General features: G+C 63.0%; 19 protein-coding genes and 1 pseudogene. 10 read left to right on the forward strand and 10 right to left on the reverse strand.

Annotation, left to right across the window (positions count from 1 at the left end):
- The first annotated feature begins 82 nt into the window (after positions 1 to 82).
- Positions 83 to 763, forward strand: coding sequence for a hypothetical protein (locus ABNW52_RS11625; RefSeq protein ID WP_349587851.1), 681 nt, complete (start codon positions 83 to 85; stop codon positions 761 to 763).
- A 176-nt stretch (positions 764 to 939) separates the two neighbouring features.
- Here the strand turns inward: ABNW52_RS11625 and gyrB are convergent, their stop codons facing one another.
- The 4 genes from gyrB to ABNW52_RS11645 form a co-directional block, all read right to left on the reverse strand.
- Positions 940 to 3330, reverse strand: coding sequence for a DNA topoisomerase (ATP-hydrolyzing) subunit B (gyrB, locus tag ABNW52_RS11630; RefSeq protein WP_349587853.1), 2391 nt, complete (start codon positions 3328 to 3330; stop codon positions 940 to 942).
- Between the two features lie 107 nt (positions 3331 to 3437).
- A complete protein-coding gene (dnaN, locus tag ABNW52_RS11635; protein ID WP_349587855.1) occupies positions 3438 to 4547 on the reverse strand; it encodes a DNA polymerase III subunit beta in 1110 nt (369 codons plus the stop codon).
- 36 nt (positions 4548 to 4583) lie between these two features.
- Entirely contained in the window at positions 4584 to 6026 is a 1443-nt protein-coding gene (gene dnaA / locus ABNW52_RS11640; protein WP_349587857.1) for a chromosomal replication initiator protein DnaA, read from the reverse strand.
- 202 nt (positions 6027 to 6228) lie between these two features.
- The gene (locus ABNW52_RS11645; protein ID WP_349587859.1) at positions 6229 to 6432 is read right to left on the reverse strand and encodes a hypothetical protein; all 204 of its coding nucleotides are present in this window, start codon (positions 6430 to 6432) and stop codon (positions 6229 to 6231) included.
- On the opposite strand from ABNW52_RS11645, the gene rpmH reads away from it, so the two are divergent.
- The 9 genes from rpmH (at position 6431) to trxC (ending at position 13372) form a co-directional block, all read left to right on the forward strand.
- Positions 6431 to 6565, forward strand: a complete 135-nt coding sequence (rpmH, locus tag ABNW52_RS11650; protein ID WP_088965802.1) for a 50S ribosomal protein L34 — start codon at positions 6431 to 6433, stop codon at positions 6563 to 6565. The two genes, ABNW52_RS11645 and rpmH, sit on opposite strands and share 2 nt — an antisense overlap.
- Positions 6566 to 6568: 3 nt before the next feature.
- Complete coding sequence (gene rnpA / locus ABNW52_RS11655) at positions 6569 to 6922, forward strand: ribonuclease P protein component (RefSeq protein ID WP_349587861.1); 354 nt, start codon at positions 6569 to 6571, stop codon at positions 6920 to 6922.
- Positions 6907 to 7116 (forward strand): membrane protein insertion efficiency factor YidD, encoded by a 210-nt coding sequence (yidD, locus tag ABNW52_RS11660; RefSeq protein ID WP_349587864.1) that lies wholly within the window; start codon positions 6907 to 6909, stop codon positions 7114 to 7116. The genes rnpA and yidD overlap by 16 nt, the downstream gene beginning before the upstream one ends.
- 17 nt (positions 7117 to 7133) lie before the next feature.
- The gene (gene yidC / locus ABNW52_RS11665) at positions 7134 to 8786 is read left to right on the forward strand and encodes a membrane protein insertase YidC (protein WP_349587866.1); all 1653 of its coding nucleotides are present in this window, start codon (positions 7134 to 7136) and stop codon (positions 8784 to 8786) included.
- A gap of 129 nt (positions 8787 to 8915) precedes the next feature.
- Entirely contained in the window at positions 8916 to 10268 is a 1353-nt protein-coding gene (gene mnmE / locus ABNW52_RS11670) for a tRNA uridine-5-carboxymethylaminomethyl(34) synthesis GTPase MnmE (RefSeq protein ID WP_349587868.1), read from the forward strand.
- 3 nt (positions 10269 to 10271) lie between these two features.
- Positions 10272 to 11330 carry a dTDP-glucose 4,6-dehydratase gene (gene rfbB / locus ABNW52_RS11675; protein WP_349587871.1) on the forward strand — a complete coding sequence of 353 codons (1059 nt, stop codon included), beginning with the start codon at positions 10272 to 10274 and terminating at the stop codon, positions 11328 to 11330.
- Positions 11331 to 11373: 43 nt separating this feature from the next.
- Complete coding sequence (rfbA, locus tag ABNW52_RS11680) at positions 11374 to 12261, forward strand: glucose-1-phosphate thymidylyltransferase RfbA (RefSeq protein ID WP_349587873.1); 888 nt, start codon at positions 11374 to 11376, stop codon at positions 12259 to 12261.
- Between the two features lie 2 nt (positions 12262 to 12263).
- Positions 12264 to 12809 (forward strand): dTDP-4-dehydrorhamnose 3,5-epimerase, encoded by a 546-nt coding sequence (rfbC, locus tag ABNW52_RS11685; protein ID WP_349587876.1) that lies wholly within the window; start codon positions 12264 to 12266, stop codon positions 12807 to 12809.
- Positions 12810 to 12919: 110 nt separating this feature from the next.
- Complete coding sequence (gene trxC / locus ABNW52_RS11690; RefSeq protein WP_349587878.1) at positions 12920 to 13372, forward strand: thioredoxin TrxC; 453 nt, start codon at positions 12920 to 12922, stop codon at positions 13370 to 13372.
- A 136-nt stretch (positions 13373 to 13508) separates the two neighbouring features.
- Here the strand turns inward: trxC and ABNW52_RS18610 are convergent, their stop codons facing one another.
- From ABNW52_RS18610 to ABNW52_RS11715, 6 genes and pseudogenes are all read right to left on the reverse strand, one after another.
- Positions 13509 to 14060, reverse strand: a complete 552-nt coding sequence (locus tag ABNW52_RS18610) for a methyl-accepting chemotaxis protein (protein WP_386107808.1) — start codon at positions 14058 to 14060, stop codon at positions 13509 to 13511.
- Positions 14061 to 14195: 135 nt separating this feature from the next.
- Positions 14196 to 14597, reverse strand: a pseudogene (locus ABNW52_RS18615) (PAS domain-containing protein); the annotation flags it as partial.
- 454 nt (positions 14598 to 15051) lie between these two features.
- On the reverse strand, positions 15052 to 16845 hold the full coding sequence (lpdA, locus tag ABNW52_RS11700; protein WP_349587882.1) for a dihydrolipoyl dehydrogenase: 1794 nt from the start codon (positions 16843 to 16845) through the stop codon (positions 15052 to 15054).
- A gap of 129 nt (positions 16846 to 16974) precedes the next feature.
- Entirely contained in the window at positions 16975 to 18645 is a 1671-nt protein-coding gene (gene aceF / locus ABNW52_RS11705; RefSeq protein WP_349587884.1) for a dihydrolipoyllysine-residue acetyltransferase, read from the reverse strand.
- Between the two features lie 138 nt (positions 18646 to 18783).
- Positions 18784 to 21447, reverse strand: coding sequence for a pyruvate dehydrogenase (acetyl-transferring), homodimeric type (aceE, locus tag ABNW52_RS11710; RefSeq protein ID WP_349587887.1), 2664 nt, complete (start codon positions 21445 to 21447; stop codon positions 18784 to 18786).
- Positions 21448 to 21815: 368 nt separating this feature from the next.
- A complete protein-coding gene (locus ABNW52_RS11715) occupies positions 21816 to 23273 on the reverse strand; it encodes a M48 family metalloprotease (protein WP_349587889.1) in 1458 nt (485 codons plus the stop codon).
- Positions 23274 to 23315 lie beyond the last annotated feature (42 nt).

Raw genomic sequence — 23315 nt, forward strand, 5'->3', positions numbered from 1 at the left:
CGCACGACAATTGCATGAGCGATGTATCATGCCATGGTCAAGTCATATCGATTCAAGGTGGGCAGCCATGCAGGACAGACAAATGACCACACAGGTGCAGTGCAGCTGCGGTCACACCTCGCACATCACCATGGCCGGCAAAACCGCCAGCTACTGTCCCAACTGCGGTTGCCGTGTTTTCTCGCCAGCCGCCAAGGGCGAGCCATCCCAATGGACCATCGGCAGGCTTGTGCCGTGGGCGCTGGGCGGCCTGGCCAGCATCTGGCTCCTGCAGCACTGGCCGCACAGCGCCATACCCGACCAGCCGCCAGCAGTAGTCGTGCCACCGCAAATCGCCCAAGTCATCCCCACCCCTGCGCCGCCGTTGCCGCCGCCTGTCGCCATCATGCAAGGCGATCAGGAAATGTGGACACCGGCGCCAAGGATTGCCCCGTTTACCGTCAAGACGCCTGATGGCAGCAACAGCTACTACCTGAAGCTGGTGGATGCCAATACCAACCAGCCGGTGATCAGCCTGTTCGTATTCCCGGCGCAGGAGTACCACACCACCGTGCCGCTGGGTGCCTACAAATTACGCTACGCCTACGGGCCTATCTGGTACGGCACCGAGCAATTCTTCGGTCCGCAAACCATCTTTAAGGAGGGAGATCGCGTGTTCAACTTCACCCAGGAAAACAACCAACTCAAGGGGCATATCGTCAGCCTAATCAATCAGCCGATGGGCAATATGTACCCACAGGAAATTTCGCGACAGGCGTTTTAGTAAGAATCTCAAGATAAACGGCAAGCGGCACCAGATGCGACAGATCGCCTGTCTTAGCTGAAAATGAAAAATGGCCTCCGAACTTGGAGGCCATTTGCTAAGCTGAGTACAGAGAGCAGAATCCCAAAAATCTAGAAAAGTGGAATATATCTAGATATTCGTGGGATCCTACACAATTACACGTCAATATTCCGTGCAATCAACGCGTTACGTTCGATGAATTCGCGACGTGGTTCCACGTTGTCGCCCATCAGGGTGGTGAATACATCGTCGGCGGCCATGGCGTCTTCGATTTTCACTTTCAGCAGGCGGCGCACGGTCGGGTCCATGGTGGTTTCCCACAGCTGGCCCGGGTTCATCTCGCCCAGACCCTTGTAGCGCTGGATGGACAGGCCCTTGCGCGCTTCGGCCAGCAGCCAGTCCAACGCATCGCCAAATTCGCTTACCGGCTTCACGGTTTCGCCGCGTTTTACTGTGGCGCCTTCGCGCAGCAGGCCCTGCAGCATGTCACCGGTTTTCACCAGCACTTCGTAGTCGGCGGTATCCAGGAAGTCCTGATCCAGCACCGTTACCTGCACGTTGCCGTGCAGTTTGCGGGTGATCTTGATCATCCATTCGTCGTTCTTTTCGTCGCGCAGCACGCTGAGCGCGATCAGTTCTTCCGGCAGCACGGCAGCCAGGGCGCTGCGGGCGGCATTGGCGACGGCTTCGCTGTCCAGCGCGATGCGGCCAACCTTCAGCAGCGCGTGCAGCACCAGCGGATCCACCACGCGGCTTTCGCGCTCGATGGCGGCGCGGGCCTGCAGGTACTGGCGCGCAATCTCGGCCAGGGTGTCGCCGGACAGTGCGGCTTCGCCTTCGGCCGGTACCAGTTCAGACTTGTCCAGCGCCAGTTGCAGCAGGTACTGGTTCAGTTCGAAGTCGTCCTTCAGATAGCGTTCCTGCTTGCCGTGCTTGGCCTTGTACAGCGGCGGCTGGGCGATGTAGATGTGGCCGCGCTCCACCAGCTCCGGGGTCTGGCGGTAGAAGAAGGTCAGCAGCAGGGTGCGGATATGCGCGCCGTCGACGTCGGCATCGGTCATGATGATGATGCGGTGGTAGCGCAGCTTGTCCGGGTTGTATTCGTCCTTGCCGATGCCGCAGCCCAGTGCGGTGATCAGGGTGGCCACTTCCTGGCTTTGCAGCATCTTGTCGAAGCGGGCGCGCTCGACGTTGAGGATCTTGCCCTTCAGCGGCAGGATGGCCTGGAACTTGCGGTCGCGGCCCTGCTTGGCGGAGCCGCCGGCGGAGTCACCCTCGACCAGGTACAGTTCGGACATCGCCGGATCTTTTTCCTGGCAGTCGGCCAGTTTGCCCGGCAGGCCCAGACCGTCCATCACCCCTTTGCGGCGGGTGATCTCGCGCGCCTTGCGCGCGGCTTCGCGGGCGCGGGCGGCTTCCACAATCTTGCCGGTGATGATCTTGGCTTCGTTGGGGTTTTCCAGCAGGAAGTTCTTCAGCGCTTCGCTGACCACTTCGTTGACCACCGGGCCGATTTCGCTGGACACCAGTTTGTCCTTGGTCTGGCTGGAGAACTTCGGATCCGGCAGCTTGACCGACAGCACGCAGGTCAGGCCTTCGCGCATGTCGTCACCAGTGGTGTCGACCTTGGCCTTCTTGGCCACTTCGCTCTCTTCGATGTAGCCGTTGAGGGTGCGGGTCATCACCTGACGTAGCGCGGTCAAATGGCTGCCGCCATCGCGCTGTGGGATGTTGTTGGTGAAACACTGCACGTTTTCCTGGTAGGAATCGTTCCACTGCATCGCCACTTCCACGGTCATACCGTCTTTTTCGCCAATGCCGTGGAACACTTTCGCGTGCAGCGGATTCTTGTTGCGGTTCATGTAGCCGACAAAACCGGCCACGCCGCCGGAGAAGGCGAAGTTCTCTTCCTTGCCGTTGCGCTCGTCGATCAGGGCGATGGCGACGCCATCGTTGAGGAAGGACAGTTCGCGGATGCGCTTGGCCAGGATGTCGAAATGGAATTCGATCTTGCCGAAAGTGGCTTCGCTGGCGTGGAAGGTCACCTGGGTGCCGCGGTGGTTGGTGTGGCCGGTCATGGTGAGCGGGGCCACGGCTTCACCGTGGTTGAACTCCATTTCGTGCACCTGGCCGTTGCGCCAGATCTTGAGCTTGAGCCAGTCGGACAGCGCATTCACCACCGATACGCCCACGCCGTGCAGGCCGCCGGAGATCTTGTAGCTGTTGCTGTCGAACTTACCGCCGGCGTGCAGGATGGTCATGATGACTTCTGCAGCGGAGCGGCCTTCTTCCGGGTGGATGTCGGTAGGGATGCCACGGCCGTTGTCTTCCACCGAGATGGATTCATCGGGGTGAATGGTGACTTTGATGGTGTCGGCGTGACCGGCCAGTGCTTCGTCAATGGCGTTGTCCAGCACTTCGAACACCATGTGGTGCAGACCGGTGCCGTCCTGGGTATCGCCAATGTACATGCCGGGGCGCTTGCGGACTGCGTCCAGTCCTTTAAGGACCTTGATGCTGTCTGCGCCGTATTCCTGTTCGCTCATAAAACCACTCTTGTCTTGATTCGTCCGGGGCTTGGTGCCCTACCGGCTGCGGCCAACGTTGGCCGCAACAGCGCGCGCGGGGCGGGCCCCACGCGCTTGCCCACGCATCAGATGCGCATCGGCATCACGATGTACTTGAAGTTGCTGTTGTCCGGGATGGTTACCAGCGCGGAGCGGGTGCCATCGCCGAAGGCCAGCTGCAGGGTGTCGGCCGGCAGGTTGGTCAGTACGTCCAGCAGGTAGTTGATGTTGAAGCCGATTTCCAGCTCGCCGCCCTGGAAGGCGATTTCCAGCTCTTCTTCCGCTTCTTCCTGCTCGCTGTTGGTGCACAGGATCGACATCGCGCCCGGCTTGAGTACCAGCCGCACGCCACGGAATTTCTCGTTGGCCAGAATGGCGGCACGCTGCAGCGCCTGCAGGAAGGTAACGCGCTCGATCAGGAAGATCTTGTCGTTATCCAGCGGGATCACGCGGTTGTAGTCCGGGAACTTGCCGTCCACCACCTTGCTGATGATCACGGTGCTGCCAAAGCTGAAACGCACCTGGTTGGACAGCAACTCGATGTTGATCTGCTCGTCGCTATCCTGCAGCAGCTTGTACAACTCCAGGATGGTCTTGCGCGGCAGGATCACTTCGCTCTTGGCCAGCGTGGCGTCGATGTCGGCGCAGGCAAATGCCAGGCGGTGGCCGTCGGTGGCGATCAGGCGCACCTGGTTGCCCTCGGTCTGCAGCAGCAGGCCGTTGAGGTAGTAGCGGATGTCCTGCACCGCCATCGCGTACTGCACCTGGGCGATCAGGCGTTTGAGGTCGCGCTGGCTCAGCTGGAAGCTGGCTTCGGCGGCGCTGCCGGCCGTCAGCAGCGGGAAATCGTCCGCCGGCAGGGTCTGCAGGTTGAAGCGGCTCTTGCCGGCTTTCAGCGTCAGGCGGCCGGCATCCTGCTGTTCCAGGGTCACGGTGGCGTTGCCCGGAATGGCGCGCAGGATATCCTGCAATTTCTTGGCCGAGGTGGTCAGGCGGAATGCCTCACCAGCCATGTCGTCCGGGCTGGCGGTGGTGATCTGGATCTCCAGGTCGGTGGCGAGGAAGCTCACCGCGTCGGCCTTTTTCTCGATCAGCACGTTGGACAGGATCGGCAGGGTGTGACGGCGCTCGACGATGCCGGTTACAGCCAGCAGGGGTTTGAGCAGCGCGTCGCGTTCGGCTTGCAGAATCAGCATGTGCAGACTCCCGGGGTTACGGTTCGTTTATCAGTATCAGTTACGCAGCATGGCCAGCAGCGTATCGTAATCGTGCGCTATGTCACCGTCACTACCGCGCATTTCGGCAATGGTCTTGCAGGCATGCAGCACGGTGGTGTGGTCGCGGCCGCCAAAGGCGTCGCCGATATTGGGCAGGCTCAGCGAAGTCAGCTCCTTGGCCAGCGCCATCGCCACCTGGCGCGGACGGGCGATGTCGCGGCTGCGTTTCTTGCTGTGCATGTCCGACAGCTTGATCTTGTAGTACTCGGCCACCGTTTTCTGGATGGCATCGATGGTGACCTGGCGGTTGCCGGCGGCCAGAATGTCCTTCAGCGCCTCTTTTACCAGCTCCATGGTGATCGGCTGACTGGTAAAGCGGGCATAGGCCACCACGCGCTTCAGCGCGCCTTCCAGCTCGCGCACGTTGCTGCGCACGTTCTGGGCGATGAAAAACGCCACGTTGTGATCCAGCTTGGTGTTGTCGGCCTCGGCCTTCTTCATCAGGATCGCGACGCGCATTTCCAGCTCCGGCGGCTGGATTTCCACGGTCAGGCCCCAGCTGAAGCGCGAGATCAGCCGCTCTTCCATGCCTTCGATCTGCTTGGGGTAGCTGTCGCAGGTCATGATCACCTGCTTGCCGCCCTCGATCAGCGCGTTGAAGGCGTAGAAGAACTCTTCCTGGGTGCGGTTCTTGCCGGCAAAAAACTGGATGTCGTCGATCAGCAGCAGGTCCAGCGAGTGGTAGTAGCGCTTGAACTCGTCGAACGCCTTGTGCTGATAGGCGCGCATGATGTCGGCCACGTAGCGCTCGGCATGGATGTAGCGGATGCGCGCCTGCGGGTTCTTGGCATACACGTGGTTGCCGATGGCCTGGATCAAGTGGGTCTTACCCAAGCCCACGCCGCCGTAGACGAACAGCGGGTTGTAGGCGGCATCGCCCGGGTTTTCGGCAATCTGCAGCGCGGCGGCGCGCGCCAGCTGGTTGCCCTTACCGGTCACCAGGGTGTCGAAGGTGAACGCCGGGTTGAGGCGGGTGCTTTCGTGGCCGCCGCCGATGGCCTTCAGCGCGGTCTGCTTGGGCGAGGCCGCCACCGCCGGCGTGGCCGATTTGTCGGCGCCGACATCGACTGCCGCCACGTTGGCCGCAGCCGCCGGGGCACTGCCGCCACGCGCGCTGGCCTTGGGCGGCGTCAGCGTGGCTGGCGCGGCGCCGGCCGGGGCGCCGATGCGCAGCTCCACCGGCAGTTCGCCCAACAGTTCAATCGCCAATGCCTCGATACGCGCCAGGAAGCGATCCTTGATGAACTGCAGGATGAAGCGGTTGGGCGCATACAACACCACCGCCTCCTCGGCCACTTCGGCAGCCAGAGGGCGGATCCAGGTGTTGAATTGCTGCGAGGAAAGCTCTTCCTCAAGCCGCGTCAGGCACAGGGGCCAGAATTGTTCCGGTTCGGTCATCAATGAGTCATTAAAAACAAAATCCCGCCGCAAACATTTTTTGAAGCGGCGGGAACAGCTGCCGGCTTGTGGCCGACAACATTTTATTTGGGGTTCTGCTGAGGGGGCCGGGCTGCTCGTTGCCAGTAGCAGGCAGCGGGGGACAGACTCGGCAGCAGAGCGGCATCTGCAAGAGGGGTAATTCTATAGTGTTTGATCAAAGTTATCCACAGCACTGCAAGCTTTTTACGCAACCCGCCGGCCAGACCAATGGCATTGATCGATAAAAATCAAACAATTGTTCTGTGGCGTGCCAGATCAAGCAAGCCGCGCCGCGGCGGGTCGCTGCCTCGACAAGGTTGACAAAAGGTGGTTTTATCTGTGTAATCACGCGTTTATTTCCGTTTCGAAACAGGAAAATCATCATGAAACGTACTTACCAGCCGTCCAATACCCGTCGCAAGCGCACCCACGGTTTCCTCGTTCGTTCCAAGACCCGCGGTGGTCGTGCCGTTCTGGCCGCCCGTCGTGCCAAGGGTCGTAAGCGTCTGGCTGTATAACGCTTGGATCACACCTTTCGCCGTGCGCACCGGCTTTTGAAAACGGATGAGTTCTCATCCGTTTTTCATTTGCGCAACGCACGCAGCAATACGCTGTTCCAGGTGTATGCCCGGCCCAACGGCCTGGATCACCCGCGGCTGGGGCTGGTAGTCGGCAAGAAGGTCGCCAAGCGCGCCAATCGCCGCAACTACATCAAGCGCACGGTACGCGAGTGGTTTCGCCTACACCGCGACACACTGCCGCCGATGGATTTTGTGGTGCGTTCACGCCAGGCATATCACCGTGACGAATACCATGACGCCATCGCAGCGTTGGCCGCACTCTTTGCTAAACTAGCGCGATGTCGCAACTCCTGATCCTGCTGGTGCGTTTTTACCAGCTGGCCATCAGCCCGTGGCTTGCGCCGCGGTGCCGCTACCAGCCGACCTGCTCCAGCTACGCCATCGAGGCCCTGAGAAAGCATGGCGCGCTCAAGGGCGGCCTGCTTGCGACACGACGGATTTGCCGTTGTCACCCCTGGGGCGGCAGCGGCTATGACCCGGTTCCCTGACCTTTCCGGTAAGTAAGATGGACTCCAAACGACTGATCATCTTCATCGCGCTGTCCTTCGGCATTCTGCTGCTGTGGCAGAACTACTTTGCGCCGAAGCCCACCGCCAAACCCGCCGTGCACCAACAGGCCAGCGCGGCAGCCTCCAGCAATGCCGACGTTCCGGCCACTGCAGCCACCCCGGCAACCGACAGCAGCAAGCTGGCGCGCGGCCAACGAGTGGTAGTGGACACCGACGTACTGCATGCCGAGATCGACACCAACGGTGGCGACCTGCGCAGCCTGCAGCTGAAAAAGCACAACGCTGCCGAGGACGCCAGCAAGCCGTTCGAGCTGTTCACCGACAAGGGTGAGCGCCTGTACGTGGCACAGACCGGCCTGATCGCCGCCGGCAACGCCGCGCTGCCGACCCACAAGACCGTATTCAGCGCCGCGCAGACCAGCTACACCCTGCAAGGCGACAAGGTGGAAGTGAAGCTGACCGCCCCTGACGCCAATGGCGTGAAGGTCAGCAAGGTCTACACCTTCAAGAAGGGCAGCTACCTGATCGACGTGCGTTACGACATTGCCAACGGCACTGCCGCACCGCTGTCCACCACCGCCTACTACCGCCTGCTGCGTGACGGCAAGGCACCGGAAGGCGAAGGCCGCTTTGCCCACACCTTTACCGGCCCGGCGGTGTACACCGCAGAAAACGCCTTCCAGAAAGTGGACTTCTCCGATCTGGACAAAGGCAAGGCCGAGTACACCAAGAATGCCGACAACGGCTGGGTGGCCATGATTCAGCATTACTTCATGAGCGCCTGGATTCTCAAGCCGTATGAAGGCAGTGCCGTGTGCGCCAACGCGCAGGCATGTACCTTCCAGCTGGAGCCGAAAAACGGCAGCTACTCCGCCGCCGTGATGGTGAATGTGGCCCCGATCGCCGCCGGCAAGACCGCGTCGTTCACCGTGCCGCTGTATGCCGGCCCGGAGGAATACAACATCATCACCAAAGTGGCCGACGGCATGGCCTACGCCAAAGACTTCGGCAAGGTGCATATCTTCGCCTCGCCGCTGTTCTGGCTGCTGACCAAGCTGCACGCCATGGTGCAGAACTGGGGCTGGGCCATCGTGTTCCTGACCCTGCTGGTGAAGGCCGCCTTCTACCCGCTGACCGCCGCTTCCTACCGTTCCATGGCCAAGATGAAGGCGCTGGCGCCGCGTCTGGAAACGCTGAAGCAGCAACATGGCGACGACCGCATGAAGTTCCAGCAGGCGGTGATGGAGATGTACAAGACCGAGAAGGTCAACCCGCTGGGTGGTTGCCTGCCGATGCTGATCCAGATTCCGGTGTTTATCGGTCTGTACTGGGCGCTGCTGGCTTCCGTCGAGCTGCGTCAGGCCTCCTGGATGTACATCGTCGATCTGGCCCGCCCGGACCCGTACTACATCCTGCCGGTGCTGATGGCAGTGAGCATGTTTGCGCAGACCTTCCTCAACCCGCCGCCGGCCGATCCGATGCAGGCGAAGATGATGAAGATCATGCCGCTGGCGTTCTCTGCCATGTTCTTCTTCTTCCCGGCCGGCCTGGTGCTGTACTGGGTAGTCAACAACCTGCTGTCCATCAGCCAGCAGTACTACGTGAACAAGAAGATCGAAAACGCCCGCAAGGCGGCACTGCAGTCGTAAGCTGCGGCCAACCTTGCAAGGTAGAATCCAAGCCCGGCCACATGGCCGGGCTTTTTGATGTATCAACAAAAGACCATCCTGCAAGCGCATCGCGTGTGTTTGCATGATGGCCTTACGCAGAAAGACAGCATGAATCTCGCCTACACCCCCAGCACCATCTGCGCCGTTGCCACCGCCCCCGGGCGTGGCGGCGTCGGCGTGGTGCGCATCTCCGGCCAGCAACTACTGCCGTTCGCGCAGGCCATCAGCGGCGGCAAGACACCCAAGCCGCGCTATGCCACCTACACCGATTTCTACGCCGCCGACGGCAGCGCCATCGACAACGGCCTGCTGCTGTACTTTCCCGGCCCGAACAGCTTTACCGGCGAGGACGTCATCGAGCTGCAGGGCCACGGCGGGCCGGTGGTGCTGAAGATGTTGATCAGCCGCTGCCTGCAGCTGGGCGCGCGCCTGGCCGAACCGGGCGAATTCACCAAGCGGGCCTTCCTCAACGACAAGCTGGACCTGGCGCAGGCGGAAAGCGTGGCCGACCTGATCGACGCTGCCAGCGAGAGCGCCGCCAGAAGCGCGCTGAAATCGCTGAAGGGCGCGTTCTCGCACGAAATCCACGTGCTGGTGGACGAGCTGATCAACCTGCGCATGCTGGTGGAAGCCACGCTGGACTTCCCCGAGGAAGACATCGACTTCCTGCAGAAGGCCGATGCGGTGGGCCGGTTGCGCAATCTGCGCGGCCAGTTGCAGACGGTACAACGCACCGCACGCCAGGGCGCGCTGCTGCGTGAAGGCATGCACGTGGTGCTGGTGGGCCAGCCCAACGTCGGCAAATCCAGCCTGATGAACGCGCTGGCCGGCGACGACATCGCCATCGTCACCGACATCGCCGGCACCACCCGCGACACCGTGCGCGAGGAAATCGTGATCGACGGCGTGCCGGTGCACATCATCGACACCGCCGGCCTGCGCGATACCGACGACGTGGTGGAGCGCATCGGCATCGAGCGCACCTGGCAGGCGGTGGAACGCGCCGATCTGGCGCTGGTGCTGATCGACAGCCGCGAAGGCATCGTCACCGAAACACAGGCCATCCTCGACAAACTGCCGCCGCGCCTGCCGCGCGTACACGTGTTCAACAAGGTGGACCTTGCCGGCGGCGAGGTTGGCCGCAGCGAAGAAGACGGCCACCCGGTAGTACGCCTGTCTGCCCGCACCCACGCCGGCGTGGACGACCTGCGGGCGCTGCTGCTGGAGATGATCGGTTACCAGGGCGAGGATGCCGGCGTGTTCCTGGCCCGCGAACGCCACCTGGACGCCATCGCCCGCGCCGCCGACCACCTGGCACTGGCCGAGCAGGACTGGCAGCTGGTGGAAATCTTCGCCGAGGAACTGCGCATGGCACAGAACGCGCTGTCGGAAATCACCGGCCGCTTCACCCCCGACGACCTGCTGGGCGTGATCTTTTCGCGCTTCTGCATCGGCAAGTAAGCCATGACCATCCTGGTAACCGGCGGCGCCGGCTTCATTGGCGGCAACTTCGTGCTGGACTGGCTGGCCGGCTGTGACGAGCCGGTGGTCAACCTGGACAAACTGACCTATGCCGGCAACCTGCTCACCCTGCAGTCGCTGCAGGGCGATGCGCGCCACCACTTCGTGCGCGGCGACATTGCCGACAGTGCGCTGTTGCGCCAGCTGCTGCAGCAATACCGCCCGCGCGCGGTGCTGAATTTTGCCGCCGAAAGCCATGTCGACCGCAGCATCCACGGCCCGGACGATTTCATCGCCACCAATATCGTCGGCAGCTACCGGCTGCTGGAAGCGGTGCGCGACTACTGGCAGCAGCTGCCAGCCGGCGAGCAGGCGGCGTTCCGCCTGCTGCAGATATCCACCGACGAGGTGTACGGCTCGCTGGCGCCCGGCGACGCCGGCTTCAGCGAACAGCACCGCTACCAGCCCAACAGCCCCTACGCCGCCAGCAAGGCAGCGGCGGACCACCTGGTGCGCGCCTGGCACCACACCTACGGTCTGCCGGTGCTCACCACCCACTGCAGCAACAACTACGGCCCGTACCAGTTCCCGGAAAAGCTCATCCCGCTGGTGCTGCACAATGCGCTGGCCGGCCAGCCGCTGCCGATCTACGGCGATGGCCTGCAGGTGCGCGACTGGCTGTACGTGGCCGACCACTGCGCCGCGCTGCGCATGGTGCTGGCGCACGGCCAGCCGGGCGAGCACTACAACATCGGCGGCAATGCCGAGCTGCGCAATCTGCAGCTGGTGCATACGCTGTGCGTGCTGCTGGACGAGCTGCGCCCCGACGCCGCGCCCTACGCGCGACTGATCCGCCATGTGGCGGACCGCCCCGGCCACGACCGCCGTTACGCGATAGACGCCGGCAAGCTGCAGCGCGAGCTGGGCTGGCAGCCGGCTGAAAGCTTCGCCAGCGGCATCCGCAAGACCGTGCAGTGGTACCTCGATAACGCCGAATGGGTACACAGCGTCAGCAGCGGCAGCTACCGCAACTGGACACAGCACCAGTATGGAGCCAGCTGATGCGCGCCCCTGCCCTGCGGCCAACCCTGCCAAGGTCACAGCCATGAACCAGCCCCGCAAAGGCATCATCCTGGCCGGCGGCTCCGGCACCCGGCTGTACCCGGCCACGCTGGCGGTGAGCAAGCAGCTGCTGCCGATCTACGACAAGCCGCTGATCTACTACCCGCTGTGCACGCTGCTGCAGGCCGGCATCCGCGACATATTGATCATCTCCACCCCGCAGGACACGCCGCGCTTTGCCCAGCTGCTGGGCGACGGCAGCCAGTGGGGCATCAGCCTGCAATACGCGGTGCAGCCCAGCCCGGGCGGCATCGCCCAGGCGCTGCTGATCGGCGAGACCTTCCTGGCCGGCGCGCCGGCCGCGCTGATCCTGGGAGACAACCTGTTCTACGGCGACCACCTGCCGGCCGTGCTGCAGGCTGCCAGCCAGCGCCACGATGGTGCCACGGTGTTCGCCTACCACGTGCACGACCCGGAACGCTACGGCGTGGTGAGCTTCGATGCCAGTGGCAAGGTGCTGGCGATTACCGAAAAGCCGTCACAGCCGGATTCGCGCTACGCGGTGACCGGGCTGTATTTCTACGATAGCCAGGCGGTGGATATTGCCCGCGGCATCACGCCATCGGCACGCGGCGAGCTGGAAATTACCGACGTGAACAATGCCTACCTGCAGCAGGGCCGGCTGGCGGTGCAGACGCTGGGCCGTGGCTACGCCTGGCTGGATACCGGCACCCACGATGCCATGCTGGAAGCCAGCCAGTTCATCGCCACCCTGGAAAAGCGCCAGGGGCTGAAAGTGGCCTGCCCGGAGGAAATCGCCTACCGCGCCGGCTGGATCGACGCCGTACAGGTGGCAATGTTGGCCGCAGCGCTGCAGCACAACGACTATGGCCGCTACCTGCTGGGCCTGCTGCAACACCGGGTGTTCTGACCATGCATGTGATCGATACCGCCATCGCCGATGTGAAACTCATCGAACCGGTCGTGCATGGCGACGCGCGCGGTTTTTTCTTCGAAAGCTTCAACCAGCGGCAATTCGACGCCGCCATCGGCCGGCAGGTGCACTTCGTGCAGGACAACCACAGCCGTTCGGCACGTGGCGTGCTGCGCGGCCTGCACTACCAGCTGCAACAGCCGCAGGGCAAGCTGGTGCGCGTGCTGCAGGGGGCGATTTTCGACGTGGCGGTGGACCTGCGCCGCGGCTCCGCCACCTTCGGCCACTGGCTGGGGTACGAGCTGTCCACCGACAACCGCCTGCAGCTGTGGCTGCCGGAAGGCTTCGCCCACGGTTTCATGGTGCTGGGCGACTACGCCGAGGTGCTGTACAAGACCACCGACTACTACGCGCCGCAGCACGAACGCTGCATCCGCTGGGACGACCCGGACCTGGCGATCCGCTGGCCGCTGGACACCGCCCCGGTGCTGTCCGCCCGCGATGCACAGGGCACAGCCCTGCGCGCTGCCGAGCTGTTTGCCTGAGCGATCCTCCTGCCAGGTTGGCCGCAACGCCGGCAACGGTGGCGTGATGCCGTGCTTGAAAGCCGGTGCCTCCGAACCCATTTCCCAGTCATTGCCTACGGGAGATCACCATGACCACCACCACCGCCCTGCACTTGGTCTGTCCACACTGCGCCACCACCAACCGCGTACCGGCCAGCCGCCTTGCCGACACCCCCAACTGCGGCCAGTGCCACCAGCCGCTGCTGACCGGCCAGCCGCTGGAGCTAACGGTGGACAACGCCGAGCAGCACATCTCGCGCAACGACATCCCGGTGGTGGTCGATTTCTGGGCACCGTGGTGCGGCCCGTGCCAGATGATGGCCCCGGCCTTCGCCCAGGCCGCCAGCGCCCTGCCGCAGGTGCGCTTCGCCAAGATCAACACCCAGAACGAAACCACCCTCGGCCAGCGCTTCAACATCCGCAGCATCCCGACTCTGATCCTGTTCATTGGCGGCCGCGAAATCCAGCGCCAGGCCGGCGCCATGGACACCGTCAGCATCCAGCGCTGGATTGCCGCCGGTTTGCAGCAGGCGGGGCGGTAAGCAAAAAAGGTTGGCCGCAGCACCGATGGGGTGTGCGGCCAACGTTTGGTGGTTGCCGGGAACTGCAGACAGCGTTTCAGCTTGCCTATGCTCGCTGACAGGACTTTCCCGAAACAAAACTCGGGGTTGCTGGCGCCTAGATATCCGCCATCTGTCCAACCGTATCCTTGATACTGCCAATCACTGTCGACTGTTGTTCGGTTGCCGCCACAGCATCCTGAATGATGCTGCGGATTGAAGTAATTTCGCTCATCACACTACCCAGCGACCCCGCAGCCTGCCCGAAGGTCTCGCGCGTGATCTGCGTTTTACCCTCCGCCGCGTTGATCTGCCTTGAATTCACCTCGATCAGCGATTGCACTTCGTTGATGGCGAGCGAGGCCTCCTCGGTAGCGCGTGCAGTCCGTTCCGACAACTTACGCACCTCGTCTGCCACCACCGCAAATCCACGCCCGGTTTCCCCGGCGCGCGCCGCCTCGATAGCGGCATTCAGTGCCAACAGATTGGTCTGATCGGCAATATCCTTGATCGTCGAAGTGATGTTGCCGATCGTCTTCGACTTATCCAACAGAAACCCGAGCTGGCTGTTGGTTTCGGACGTAATACCAGACAACTCCTGAATCTGCTGGTTTGCCGCCTCCACGATCTGCACCGTCGAACGGGTTTCGCTCAAGATGCCATCGGTCATCCGCGAAATCTGCAGGCTTTGTTCTGCCACTCCCTTGATGGCGGAGGCAGTTTCCACCAGGCTGCCGGACACGGACAACACTTGCTCATGCAAGGCTTCCCGCTGGGTCTGCACGGCTTTGGCGAGTTCAAACTTGCGCGACACATCCGAGGCAAACTTGATCACGAAGCTGACCTTGCCCTCGCGGTCCAGAATCGGATTGTAGGTCGCCTCCAAATGCAAGCACTGGCCGCTCGCCGTGACCCGCTCAATCTCTCCAGAAAAAAACTCTCCCGCCGACAGCTTGCTCCAGAATTGCTGATAGTCGCGACTAGCGACATAGTCTGCCGAGCAGAAAATGCGGTGATGCTTGCCAATAATGTCCTCACGCCGGTAGCCCATTGCCCGCAGAAACAAATCGTTGGCATCGATGATGGTGCCATCCGGGGTAAAGCGAATGCTCGCCATTGACTTGTTCAGCGCTGCGATGATGCCTTTGGCCTCCTGCAATTCTTTATTGACGCTGTCCAGCTCCCGCTTGGTTTTGCTGGTGAACATTTTTTTCTCTCCCTGAAGATAATCTCGTGTTGCGTCAACAACCAGTCCAGGCGGCGGCTAGAACCGCTCGGACAATCGCCAGCTCGTCATGTGGGCACCATGTGCCGGCACCACTCAAGACAGTTCCGGCCTACCACCGCACATAGCTTCCAGCCCGAATATCAAACAGCATCCTGCCCTAGCTGCATATCATTTCCTGTCTGACATATTGGATGTGCGCAGTATATTGCGCTTAACGTATCCATATTTGCCACATCGCACATCGCAACCAGCTGGCTACTGCCCGGAAATGACGTGGCAAGCAGAAAATATCGGCAGCGCTGCACTCAACCCGATCCACTTGTGTCCACTATCGGCAGATAGCAATACATTTCGTTAAGCCATAAAAAAGGGCAAGCCGTAAGGCTTGCCCTTGTCGTCTGCGCTGCGGCCAACCTTGGCCGCAGGCACACGTTTACTTCTTGCGTTGCGGCGGCAGATCGGTGCAGCTGCCGTGCGCCACTTCGGCGGCCATGCCGATGCTCTCGCCCAGGGTCGGGTGCGCATGGATGGTCTTGCCGATGTCGGTGGCGTCGCAGCCCATTTCGATGGCCAGGCAGATTTCACCCAGCATGTCGCCGGCGTGGGTGCCAACGATGGCGCCGCCGATCACCTGATGCGTCTCGGCGTCGAAGATCAGCTTGGTGAAGCCTTCGTCACGACCGTTGGCGATGGCGCGGCCGGAGGCGGCCCACGGGAACACCGCTTTTTCGATCTTGATGCCGTCACGCTTGGCCGACTCTTCGGTCACGCCGACCCACGCCACTTCCGGATCGGTGTAGGCCACGCCCGGAATCACGCGCGCGTCGAAGTAGGCTTTCTGCCCAGCGCAGTTTTCCGCCGCCACGTGTGCCTCGTGCACCGCCTTGTGCGCCAGCATCGGCTGGCCAACGATGTCGCCGATCGCGTAGATGTGCGGCACGTTGGTGCGCTGCTGCTTGTCGACTTCGATGAAGCCGCGGTCGGAGACGGCCACGCCGGCGTTTTCGGCGCCGATCAGCTTGCCGTTCGGCGCGCGGCCGGCGGCAACCAGTACTAGGTCGTAACGTTGCGGCTCGGACGGGGCCTTGGCGCCTTCAAAGGTGACGTAGATGCCGTCTTCGCGGGCGTCGACGGCCACGGTCTTGGTGCCGGTCATGATGTTGTCGAAGCGGTGGGCGTTGTACTTCTCCCATACCTTCACCAGATCACGGTCCGGACCCTGCATCAGGCCGTCCATCATCTCGACCACGTCCAGACGCGCGCCCAGCGTGGAATACACGGTGCCCATTTCCAGGCCGATGATGCCGCCGCCGATGACCAGCATCTTGTTCGGCACGGCTTTCAGTTCCAGCGCGCCGGTAGAATCCACGATGCGCGGATCCTGCGGGATGAACGGCAGGTTCACCACGCGGCTACCGGCGGCGATGATGGCGTTGTTGAACTTGATCACCTGCTTGGCGCCGGTCTTGTCCTGGCCTGTGCCGTCGGTGGTTTCCACCTGCAGGTGGTAGGGGTCGAGGAACTGGCCGACGCCGCGCACCACTTGCACCTTGCGGGCCTTGGCCATGCCGGCCAGACCGCCGGTCAGCTTGCCGATGACTTTTTCCTTGTAGCCACGCAGCATGTCGATGTCGATTTCCGGCGCGGCAAACTTGATGCCGTTGGCAGCCAGGTGTTTCACCTCGTCGATCACCGCGGCGTTGTGCAGCAGCGCCTTGGACGGGATGCAGCCAACGTTCAGGCACACGCCGCCGAGAGTGGCGTAGCGCTCGACCAGCACCACTTTCAGGCCCAGGTCGGCAGCACGGAAGGCGGCGGAGTAGCCGCCGGGGCCGGCACCCAGTACCAGCACGTCGCAGTCGATGTCGGCAGTGCCGGCATGGCTGGCGGCTACCGGTGCCGCCACAGGAGCGGCGGCGGGGGCAGCGGCTGGCGCAGCAGCAGCCGGGGCGGCCGCCGGCGCAGGGTTGGCCGCAGCGGCAGCGCCGGCAGCCTCGATCACCACGATCACGTCGCCTTCGGAGATCTTGCCACCGACGGCGGTGCGCACTTCCTTCACCACACCGGCCGCTTCGGCCGGCACTTCCATGGTGGCCTTGTCGGTTTCCAGCGTGATCAGGCTGTCGTCTTTGGCAACGCTGTCGCCGACTTTCACGAACACCTCGATCACGTCCACATTGCTGTGGCCGCCGATGTCCGGCACTTTCAGTTCAATCAGATTGCTCATGGCTTCTCATCCATAACGCTTCAGGGCAGCCAGCAGGCTGCCACTGGCAAGATTGGGCGGGCGCGTCGGCCCGCCGATGCAGCGCAGCAGCAAGGTTGGCCGCGGCCAACCTTGCCGGGTGCGGCCCGATTACAGGATCAGGCGACGCACGTCGGACAGCAGCTTGCCCAGATGCACGGTGAAGCGAGCGGCAGCGGCGCCGTCGATCACGCGGTGGTCGAAGGACAGGCTCAGCGGGCACATCAGGCGCGGCGCGAATTCCTTGCCGTTCCACACCGGCTTGATCTGCGACTTGCACACACCGAGGATGGCCACTTCCGGCGCATTCACGATCGGGGTGAAGCTGGTGCCGCCGATACCGCCCAGACTGGAGATGGTGAAGGTAGCGCCCTGCATGTCGGTCGGCTTGAGCTTGCCGTCACGCGCCAGCGCGGACAGGTCGGTCAGTTCCTTGGCGATCTGCTTGATGCCCTTCTGATCCACGTTCTTGATCACCGGTACCACCAGGCCGTTCGGCGTGTCGGCGGCAAAGCCGATGTGGTAGTACTGCTTCAGCACCAGGTTGTCGCCATCCAGCGAGCTGTTGAACGCCGGGAAGGCCTTCAACGCCTCGGCGGCGGCCTTGATGATGAAGGCCAGCGGGCTGATCTTCAGGCCGGACTTCTCCCATTCCTTGCCGATGGTCTTGCGGAAGTCTTCCAGCTCGGTGATGTCGCACTCGTCGTTGAACGTCACGTGCGGGATCATCACCCAGTTGCGGCTGAGGTTGGCACCGGACAGCTTCTGGATGCGGGTCAGCGGCTTGGTTTCGATCGGGCCGAACTTGGCGAAGTCCACCTTCGGCCACGGCAGCAGGTCCAGACCGCCACCATTTGCCGGCGCCGCGGCCGGGGCCAGTGCCGCCGGGTTCTGCATGACGGCCTTCACAAAGCCCTTCACGTCGGCATCGACGATGCGGCCCTTACGGCCGGAGCCGTTCACCTTGGACAGGTCCACGCCCAGCTCGCGCGCCAGCTTGCGCACCGACGGGCCGGCATGCGACTTGGCAAAGCCGGCTTCGTTGAAGGCGGCAGCCACGGCAGCGGCGACCGGAGCCACTACCGGTGCAGCGGCAGCGGCAGCAGGAGCCGGTGCCGCAGCCACCGGCGCAGGCGCGGCGGCCGGGGCCGGAGCGGCGGCAGCCGGGGCAGCGGCAGCGCCGGCACCTTCCACCACCACGATCAGATCGCCTTCGCTGATCTTGTCGCCGACTTTCACTTTCACTTCCACCACGCGGCCAGCGGCGGTGGCGGGCACTTCCATGGTGGCCTTGTCGGTTTCCAGCGTGATCAGGCTGTCGTCCAGCTTGATCTCGTCACCGACTTTTACCGCTACCTCGATCACGTCCACACCGCTGTGGCCGCCGATGTCCGGCACGCGGATTTCGCTGCGGCCAACGTTGGCCGCAGCCGCCGGGGCCGGCGCGCTGGCAACCGCAGCCGGGGCGGCCGCAGGCGCGGCAGCCGGCGCAGGCGCCGCAGCAGGTGCTACCGCGGCCGGAGCCGGAGCGGCGGCGCTGGCGCCCACTTCGATGATGGCGATCACATCGCCTTCGGAAATCTTGCCACCCAGCACGGCGCGTACTTCTTTCACCACACCGGCAGTTTCGGCCGGCACTTCCATGGTGGCCTTGTCGGTTTCCAGGGTGATCAGGGAATCATCCACCGCCACGGTCTGGCCCGGCTGGATGAATACTTCGATGATGTCTACATTGCTGTGACCGCCGATGTCGGGCACTTTCAGTTCGATCAGATTGCTCATGAGCTTTCCATTCGTAGGGCGGGCACCCGCTGGGGCACACCGCCGATATTCGGCTACACGCTGGCGCTGACGCCAGGTACGGCAGGGAAACAAGCAGGCGGTACGCGCCGCAACGGCGCGCCCGCCCGGGCTAGCGGCTTATACCTTCCAGCTCGGCAGCTTGTTCACGTTGATGCCGTACTTGGCGATGGCTTCCGCCACGCGGCTGGCGTCGATCTTGCCTTCACGTGCCAGGGCCGACAGTGCGGCCACGGCAACGTAACGGCGATCCACTTCGAAGAACTCGCGCAGCTTGGCGCGGCTGTCGGAGCGGCCGAAACCGTCAGTACCCAGCACCACGTAACGGCCAGGCACGTATTCACGAATCTGGTCGGCGTAGTTGCGGATGTAGTCGGTAGCGGCAATCACCGGGCCGGAACGGCCAGCCAGCTGCTGCTCGACGTAGGACACGCGCGACTCGCCCACCGGGTGCAGCAGGTTGTGGCGCGAGGCTTCCATGCCGTCACGACGCAGCTGGTTGAACGAGGTCACGCTCCAGATGTCGGAGGCGATGCCGAAGTCGTTGCGCAGCAGGTCGGCGGCGGCAATCACTTCGCGCAGGATGGTGCCGGAGCCCATCAGCTGTACTTTCACCGCCGCGTCGCCACCGTCCTTGAACAGATACATACCCTTCAGGATGCCTTCTTCGGCGCCCTGCGGCATCGCCGGGTGGGTGTAGTTCTCGTTCATCAGGGTGATGTAATAGAACACGTCTTCCTGTTCTACATACATGCGCTTCAGGCCGTCCTGCAGGATCACCGCCAGCTCGTAGGAGAAGGTCGGGTCGTAGCTGATGCAGTTCGGGATCAGCCCGGCCTGGATGTGGCTGTGGCCGTCTTCGTGCTGCAGGCCTTCACCGTTCAGGGTGGTACGGCCGGCGGTGCCGCCGAGCATGAAGCCACGGGCACGCATGTCACCCGCTGCCCACGCCAGATCGCCGATACGCTGGAAACCGAACATCGAGTAGTAGATGTAGAACGGAATCATCGGGATGCCGTGGTTGGCGTAGCTGGTGGCAGCTGCGATCCACGACGACATCGCGCCCGGCTCGTTGATGCCTTCCTGCAGCATCTGGCCGTCCTTGGATTCCTTGTAGAACATCAGCTGGTCGGCATCCTGCGGTACGTAGTTCTGACCCTGGGTGGACCAGATGCCGTACTGGCGGAACATGCCTTCCATACCGAAGGTGCGGGATTCGTCCGGCACGATCGGCACGATCTGCTTACCGATGTTCTTGTCTTTCAGCAGGATGCCCAGCTGACGCACGAAGGCCATGGTGGTGGAGTATTCGCGCTCGCCGGAATCGCCCAGCTGGCTGTCGAATACGTGCAGGCCCGGGATCGCCAGCGGTGCCTTCACCGGTTTGCGCGCCGGCAGGTAGCCGCCCAGCGCAGCGCGACGTTCGCGCATGTAGTTCATTTCCGGGCTGTCTTCTGCCGGCTTGTAGTACGGTACTTTTTCCAGATCTTCGTCGGACACCGGGATGCCGAAGCGGTCGCGGAACTTGCGCAGGTTGTCCAGTGCCATTTTCTTGGCCTGGTGGGCGACGTTCTGTGCCTCACCGCTGGAGCCCATGCCGTAACCCTTGATGGTCTTGGCCAGGATCACGGTCGGACGGCCGTTGGCGTTGTGGGTGGCTTCGTGATAGGCGGCGTACACCTTGTGCGGGTCGTGGCCGCCACGGTTCAGTGCCCAGATCTCGTCGTCGGACATGTTGGCCACCATCTCGCGCAGCTCCGGGTACTTGCCGAAGAAGTGTTCGCGAACGTAGGCGCCGTCCTTGGACTTGAAGGTCTGGTAGTCGCCGTCGACACACTCGTCCATGCGCTTTTTCAGCAGGCCCTTGGTGTCCATCGCCAGCAGCGGGTCCCAGCGCGAGCCCCATACCACTTTCAGCACGTTCCAGCCGGAACCGCGGAAGTCGCCTTCCAGTTCCTGGATGATCTTGCCGTTACCGCGTACCGGGCCGTCCAGACGCTGCAGGTTGCAGTTGATCACGAACACCAGGTTGTCGAGGCCTTCGCGCGCGGCCAGGGCGATCGCGCCCAGGGATTCCGGCTCATCCATCTCGCCGTCGCCGCAGAAGCACCACACCTTGCGGCCCGGGGTCTTGGCCAGACCGCGGCTTTCCAGGTACTTGAGGAAGCGCGCCTGGTAAATCGCCATCAACGGGCCGAGGCCCATGGACACGGTGGGGAACTGCCAGAAGTCTTCCATCAGCCATGGATGCGGATAGGAGGACAGACCGCCGCCGTCCACTTCCTGGCGGAAGCTGTCCATCTGCTGCTCGCTGATGCGGCCTTCCAGGAAGGCGCGGGAGTATACGCCCGGGGCAATGTGACCCTGGAAGTACACCAGATCGCCTTCCTGCTCGTCGTTGTGGGCGCGCCAGAAGTGGTTGAAGCCGACGTCGTACAGGGTGGCGGAAGACTGGAAGGAGGCAATGTGGCCACCCAGTTCCAGGTCTTTCTTGCCGGCGCGCAGCACCATGGCCATCGCGTTCCAGCGGTTGATCGAGCGGATGCGGTGCTCCATCTCGTGGTTGCCCGGCGACTTCTGCTCTTTGCCCACCGGGATGGTGTTCAGGTAAGCGGTGGTGGCTTCGAACGGCAGGTGAGCACCGCGACGGCGGGTGCGTTCTACCATTTTTTCCAGCAGGTAATGGGCGCGCTCGGCACCGTCATTGTCCAGTACCGATTCGACTGCCTCGGTCCATTCCTGCGTTTCAATCGGATCGATATCGTCAGGGTAGATTGCTGCCATCTCACATCCTCACTGTTATTTTCCTTGCCGCACCCGAGCGGGTGCGACAGGCGGACATTCATCGAAGCCCCCGGTCGAGGCTCCCATTACTGCTTGCGATTATAAACGAACAAAACCGCAAAAAAAATTTGCGAAATCGAAAACATTCTTACACGCGGCAAAGTGTATAGCTTGCCTCTTTCGCGACGGAATAGCCTATTAGGGTTTTCACTCGAAAACGGCTTTAAATACATGGATATTGCGACGCAACATGTTGTTTTTTTGCGATAGATCGGCATGAAGACAGCCACCGGCGATGGCTTTGGCATTGAGAGCGCGCGCAACGCCGCCGCCAGCTTGGCCGTAGTCGGCGCGCTACGATGCCTTGTTCAGCGGCGGGGGTTGCCCGGTTCCGGTTTCAGCTTAGTCGTTAATTCGTTGAGACGGGCTTCGATGGCGGAGCGCAGATAGAAGTCATCGCCGGGCGCCTGGCTGGCCAGTTGATACTGCAGGCGCGCGGATTCGAACTTTTGTTCGTAAAAGAACGCGTTACCCAGTGCCGCGTGATAACGCAGCGCATCGGCCTCGCCATAGCTGCGCGCGGCCAGGCGCCACAACGGCGGGCTGTCCTGATAACGCGCCAGCGCGGCATCGATCGCCTGCCGCGCTTCCGCCTGGCGATGGTCCTGCAGCAGGGTGTCGATCAGCGCCAGGCGCAGCGCGCGGCGGCCCGGATACACCTCCAGTGCCTGCTGCAGGGTTCTGGCCGCCGCCGCGCCATTGCCCGCGGCGCGCTGTAGCTCGCCCTCCAGCAGCGCCAGCGACGGGTGTGCCGGCAGAGCCGCCTGCAGCTGCGGCCACAGCGCCTGCGCCTCGCGCACATTGCCCTGCGCCAGCTGTGCGCGCAGCAGGCCGTACAAGGCGGCACCGCGATTGAGATAGCGGCCGGCGGCCAGCGCGGTGCGGTAGTAGCGCAGCGCCTCGTCGCCGGGCAGAGTCGCCACGCGCAGTTTTTCGCGCAGCAGCAGGAAATCGGTGCTGTCCAGCCGCATCCGCGGCGGGTAGGCCTGCGCCCGCGCCTGGCTCTCGCCAATGCGCTCCAGGGTCAGCGGGTGGGTACGCAGAAAGCCGAAGGCATTGTTGTCGCTGTGGCGCTGCACCTGCTGCAGGCGTTCGAAAAACGCCGGCATGCTGCGCGGGTCGAAGCCGGCGGCGGCCAGGTACTGCATCCCCAGGCGGTCGGCTTCGCGTTCGAAATCGCGGCTGTAGGACAGCTGCTGGCTGACCCCCGCCCCCACGCCGGCATTGATGGCACCAAACGCCACGTCGCTGTTGTTGCTGTGCGCGCCGGCGATGACCCCGGCCAGGATGGCGGCCAACACCCACAGCTGACTCTGGCTGTTGTTCTGGTACATGCGCGCCAGGTGACGCTGGGTGACGTGCGAGATTTCGTGCGCCAGCACCGAGGCCAGCTCGCTTTCGTTCTGCGTCGCCAGCAGCAGGCCGCTGTGCACACCGATCACCCCGCCGGGCAGGGCGAAGGCGTTGATGCTGTTGTCGCGCACCACGAAGAAATTGAACGGCGTGGCCACGCTTTGCGCCGCCGACACCAGCGCCCCGCCCAGGTCGCCCAGGTAGTCGTTCACCTCGGTGTCGTCGATCACGTCGCCGTCGTCCTGCAGCGAGCGCAGGATGTCACGGCCGACGCGGTTTTCCTCGGCCTGCGGCACGGCGGATTCCGCCACCGTACCCAGATTGGGCAGATTGTCGCTGGCCAGCGGCGCGTGCGCCGGCCAGGCCAGCAGCACGGCGGCCAACAGCGGAGAGAGGCGAATAAGCGGTTTCATGCCAGCTATGATAGCCAGATGCGCGGCAAGTTCGGGAACTGG

The sequence above is a fragment of the Vogesella oryzagri genome (genome assembly GCF_040148885.1).
In the GTDB taxonomy this organism is placed as follows: Bacteria; Pseudomonadota; Gammaproteobacteria; order Burkholderiales; family Chromobacteriaceae; genus Vogesella; species Vogesella oryzagri.

Excerpts from the sequence above, each read along its gene's own strand:
- ABNW52_RS11625 (WP_349587851.1), top strand. The coding sequence starts at position 83 with ATGACCACACAGGTGCAGTGCAGCTGCGGTCACACCTCGCACATCACC.
- gyrB (WP_349587853.1), bottom strand. The coding sequence starts at position 3,330 with ATGAGCGAACAGGAATACGGCGCAGACAGCATCAAGGTCCTTAAAGGA.
- dnaN (WP_349587855.1), bottom strand. The coding sequence starts at position 4,547 with ATGCTGATTCTGCAAGCCGAACGCGACGCGCTGCTCAAACCCCTGCTG.
- dnaA (WP_349587857.1), bottom strand. The coding sequence starts at position 6,026 with ATGACCGAACCGGAACAATTCTGGCCCCTGTGCCTGACGCGGCTTGAG.
- rpmH (WP_088965802.1), top strand. The coding sequence starts at position 6,431 with ATGAAACGTACTTACCAGCCGTCCAATACCCGTCGCAAGCGCACCCAC.
- ABNW52_RS11645 (WP_349587859.1), bottom strand. The coding sequence starts at position 6,432 with ATGATGATTTTCCTGTTTCGAAACGGAAATAAACGCGTGATTACACAG.
- yidD (WP_349587864.1), top strand. The coding sequence starts at position 6,907 with ATGTCGCAACTCCTGATCCTGCTGGTGCGTTTTTACCAGCTGGCCATC.
- yidC (WP_349587866.1), top strand. The coding sequence starts at position 7,134 with ATGGACTCCAAACGACTGATCATCTTCATCGCGCTGTCCTTCGGCATT.
- mnmE (WP_349587868.1), top strand. The coding sequence starts at position 8,916 with ATGAATCTCGCCTACACCCCCAGCACCATCTGCGCCGTTGCCACCGCC.
- rfbB (WP_349587871.1), top strand. The coding sequence starts at position 10,272 with ATGACCATCCTGGTAACCGGCGGCGCCGGCTTCATTGGCGGCAACTTC.
- rfbA (WP_349587873.1), top strand. The coding sequence starts at position 11,374 with ATGAACCAGCCCCGCAAAGGCATCATCCTGGCCGGCGGCTCCGGCACC.
- rfbC (WP_349587876.1), top strand. The coding sequence starts at position 12,264 with ATGCATGTGATCGATACCGCCATCGCCGATGTGAAACTCATCGAACCG.
- trxC (WP_349587878.1), top strand. The coding sequence starts at position 12,920 with ATGACCACCACCACCGCCCTGCACTTGGTCTGTCCACACTGCGCCACC.
- ABNW52_RS18610 (WP_386107808.1), bottom strand. The coding sequence starts at position 14,060 with ATGACCGATGGCATCTTGAGCGAAACCCGTTCGACGGTGCAGATCGTG.
- lpdA (WP_349587882.1), bottom strand. The coding sequence starts at position 16,845 with ATGAGCAATCTGATTGAACTGAAAGTGCCGGACATCGGCGGCCACAGC.
- aceF (WP_349587884.1), bottom strand. The coding sequence starts at position 18,645 with ATGAGCAATCTGATCGAACTGAAAGTGCCCGACATCGGCGGTCACAGC.
- aceE (WP_349587887.1), bottom strand. The coding sequence starts at position 21,447 with ATGGCAGCAATCTACCCTGACGATATCGATCCGATTGAAACGCAGGAA.
- ABNW52_RS11715 (WP_349587889.1), bottom strand. The coding sequence starts at position 23,273 with ATGAAACCGCTTATTCGCCTCTCTCCGCTGTTGGCCGCCGTGCTGCTG.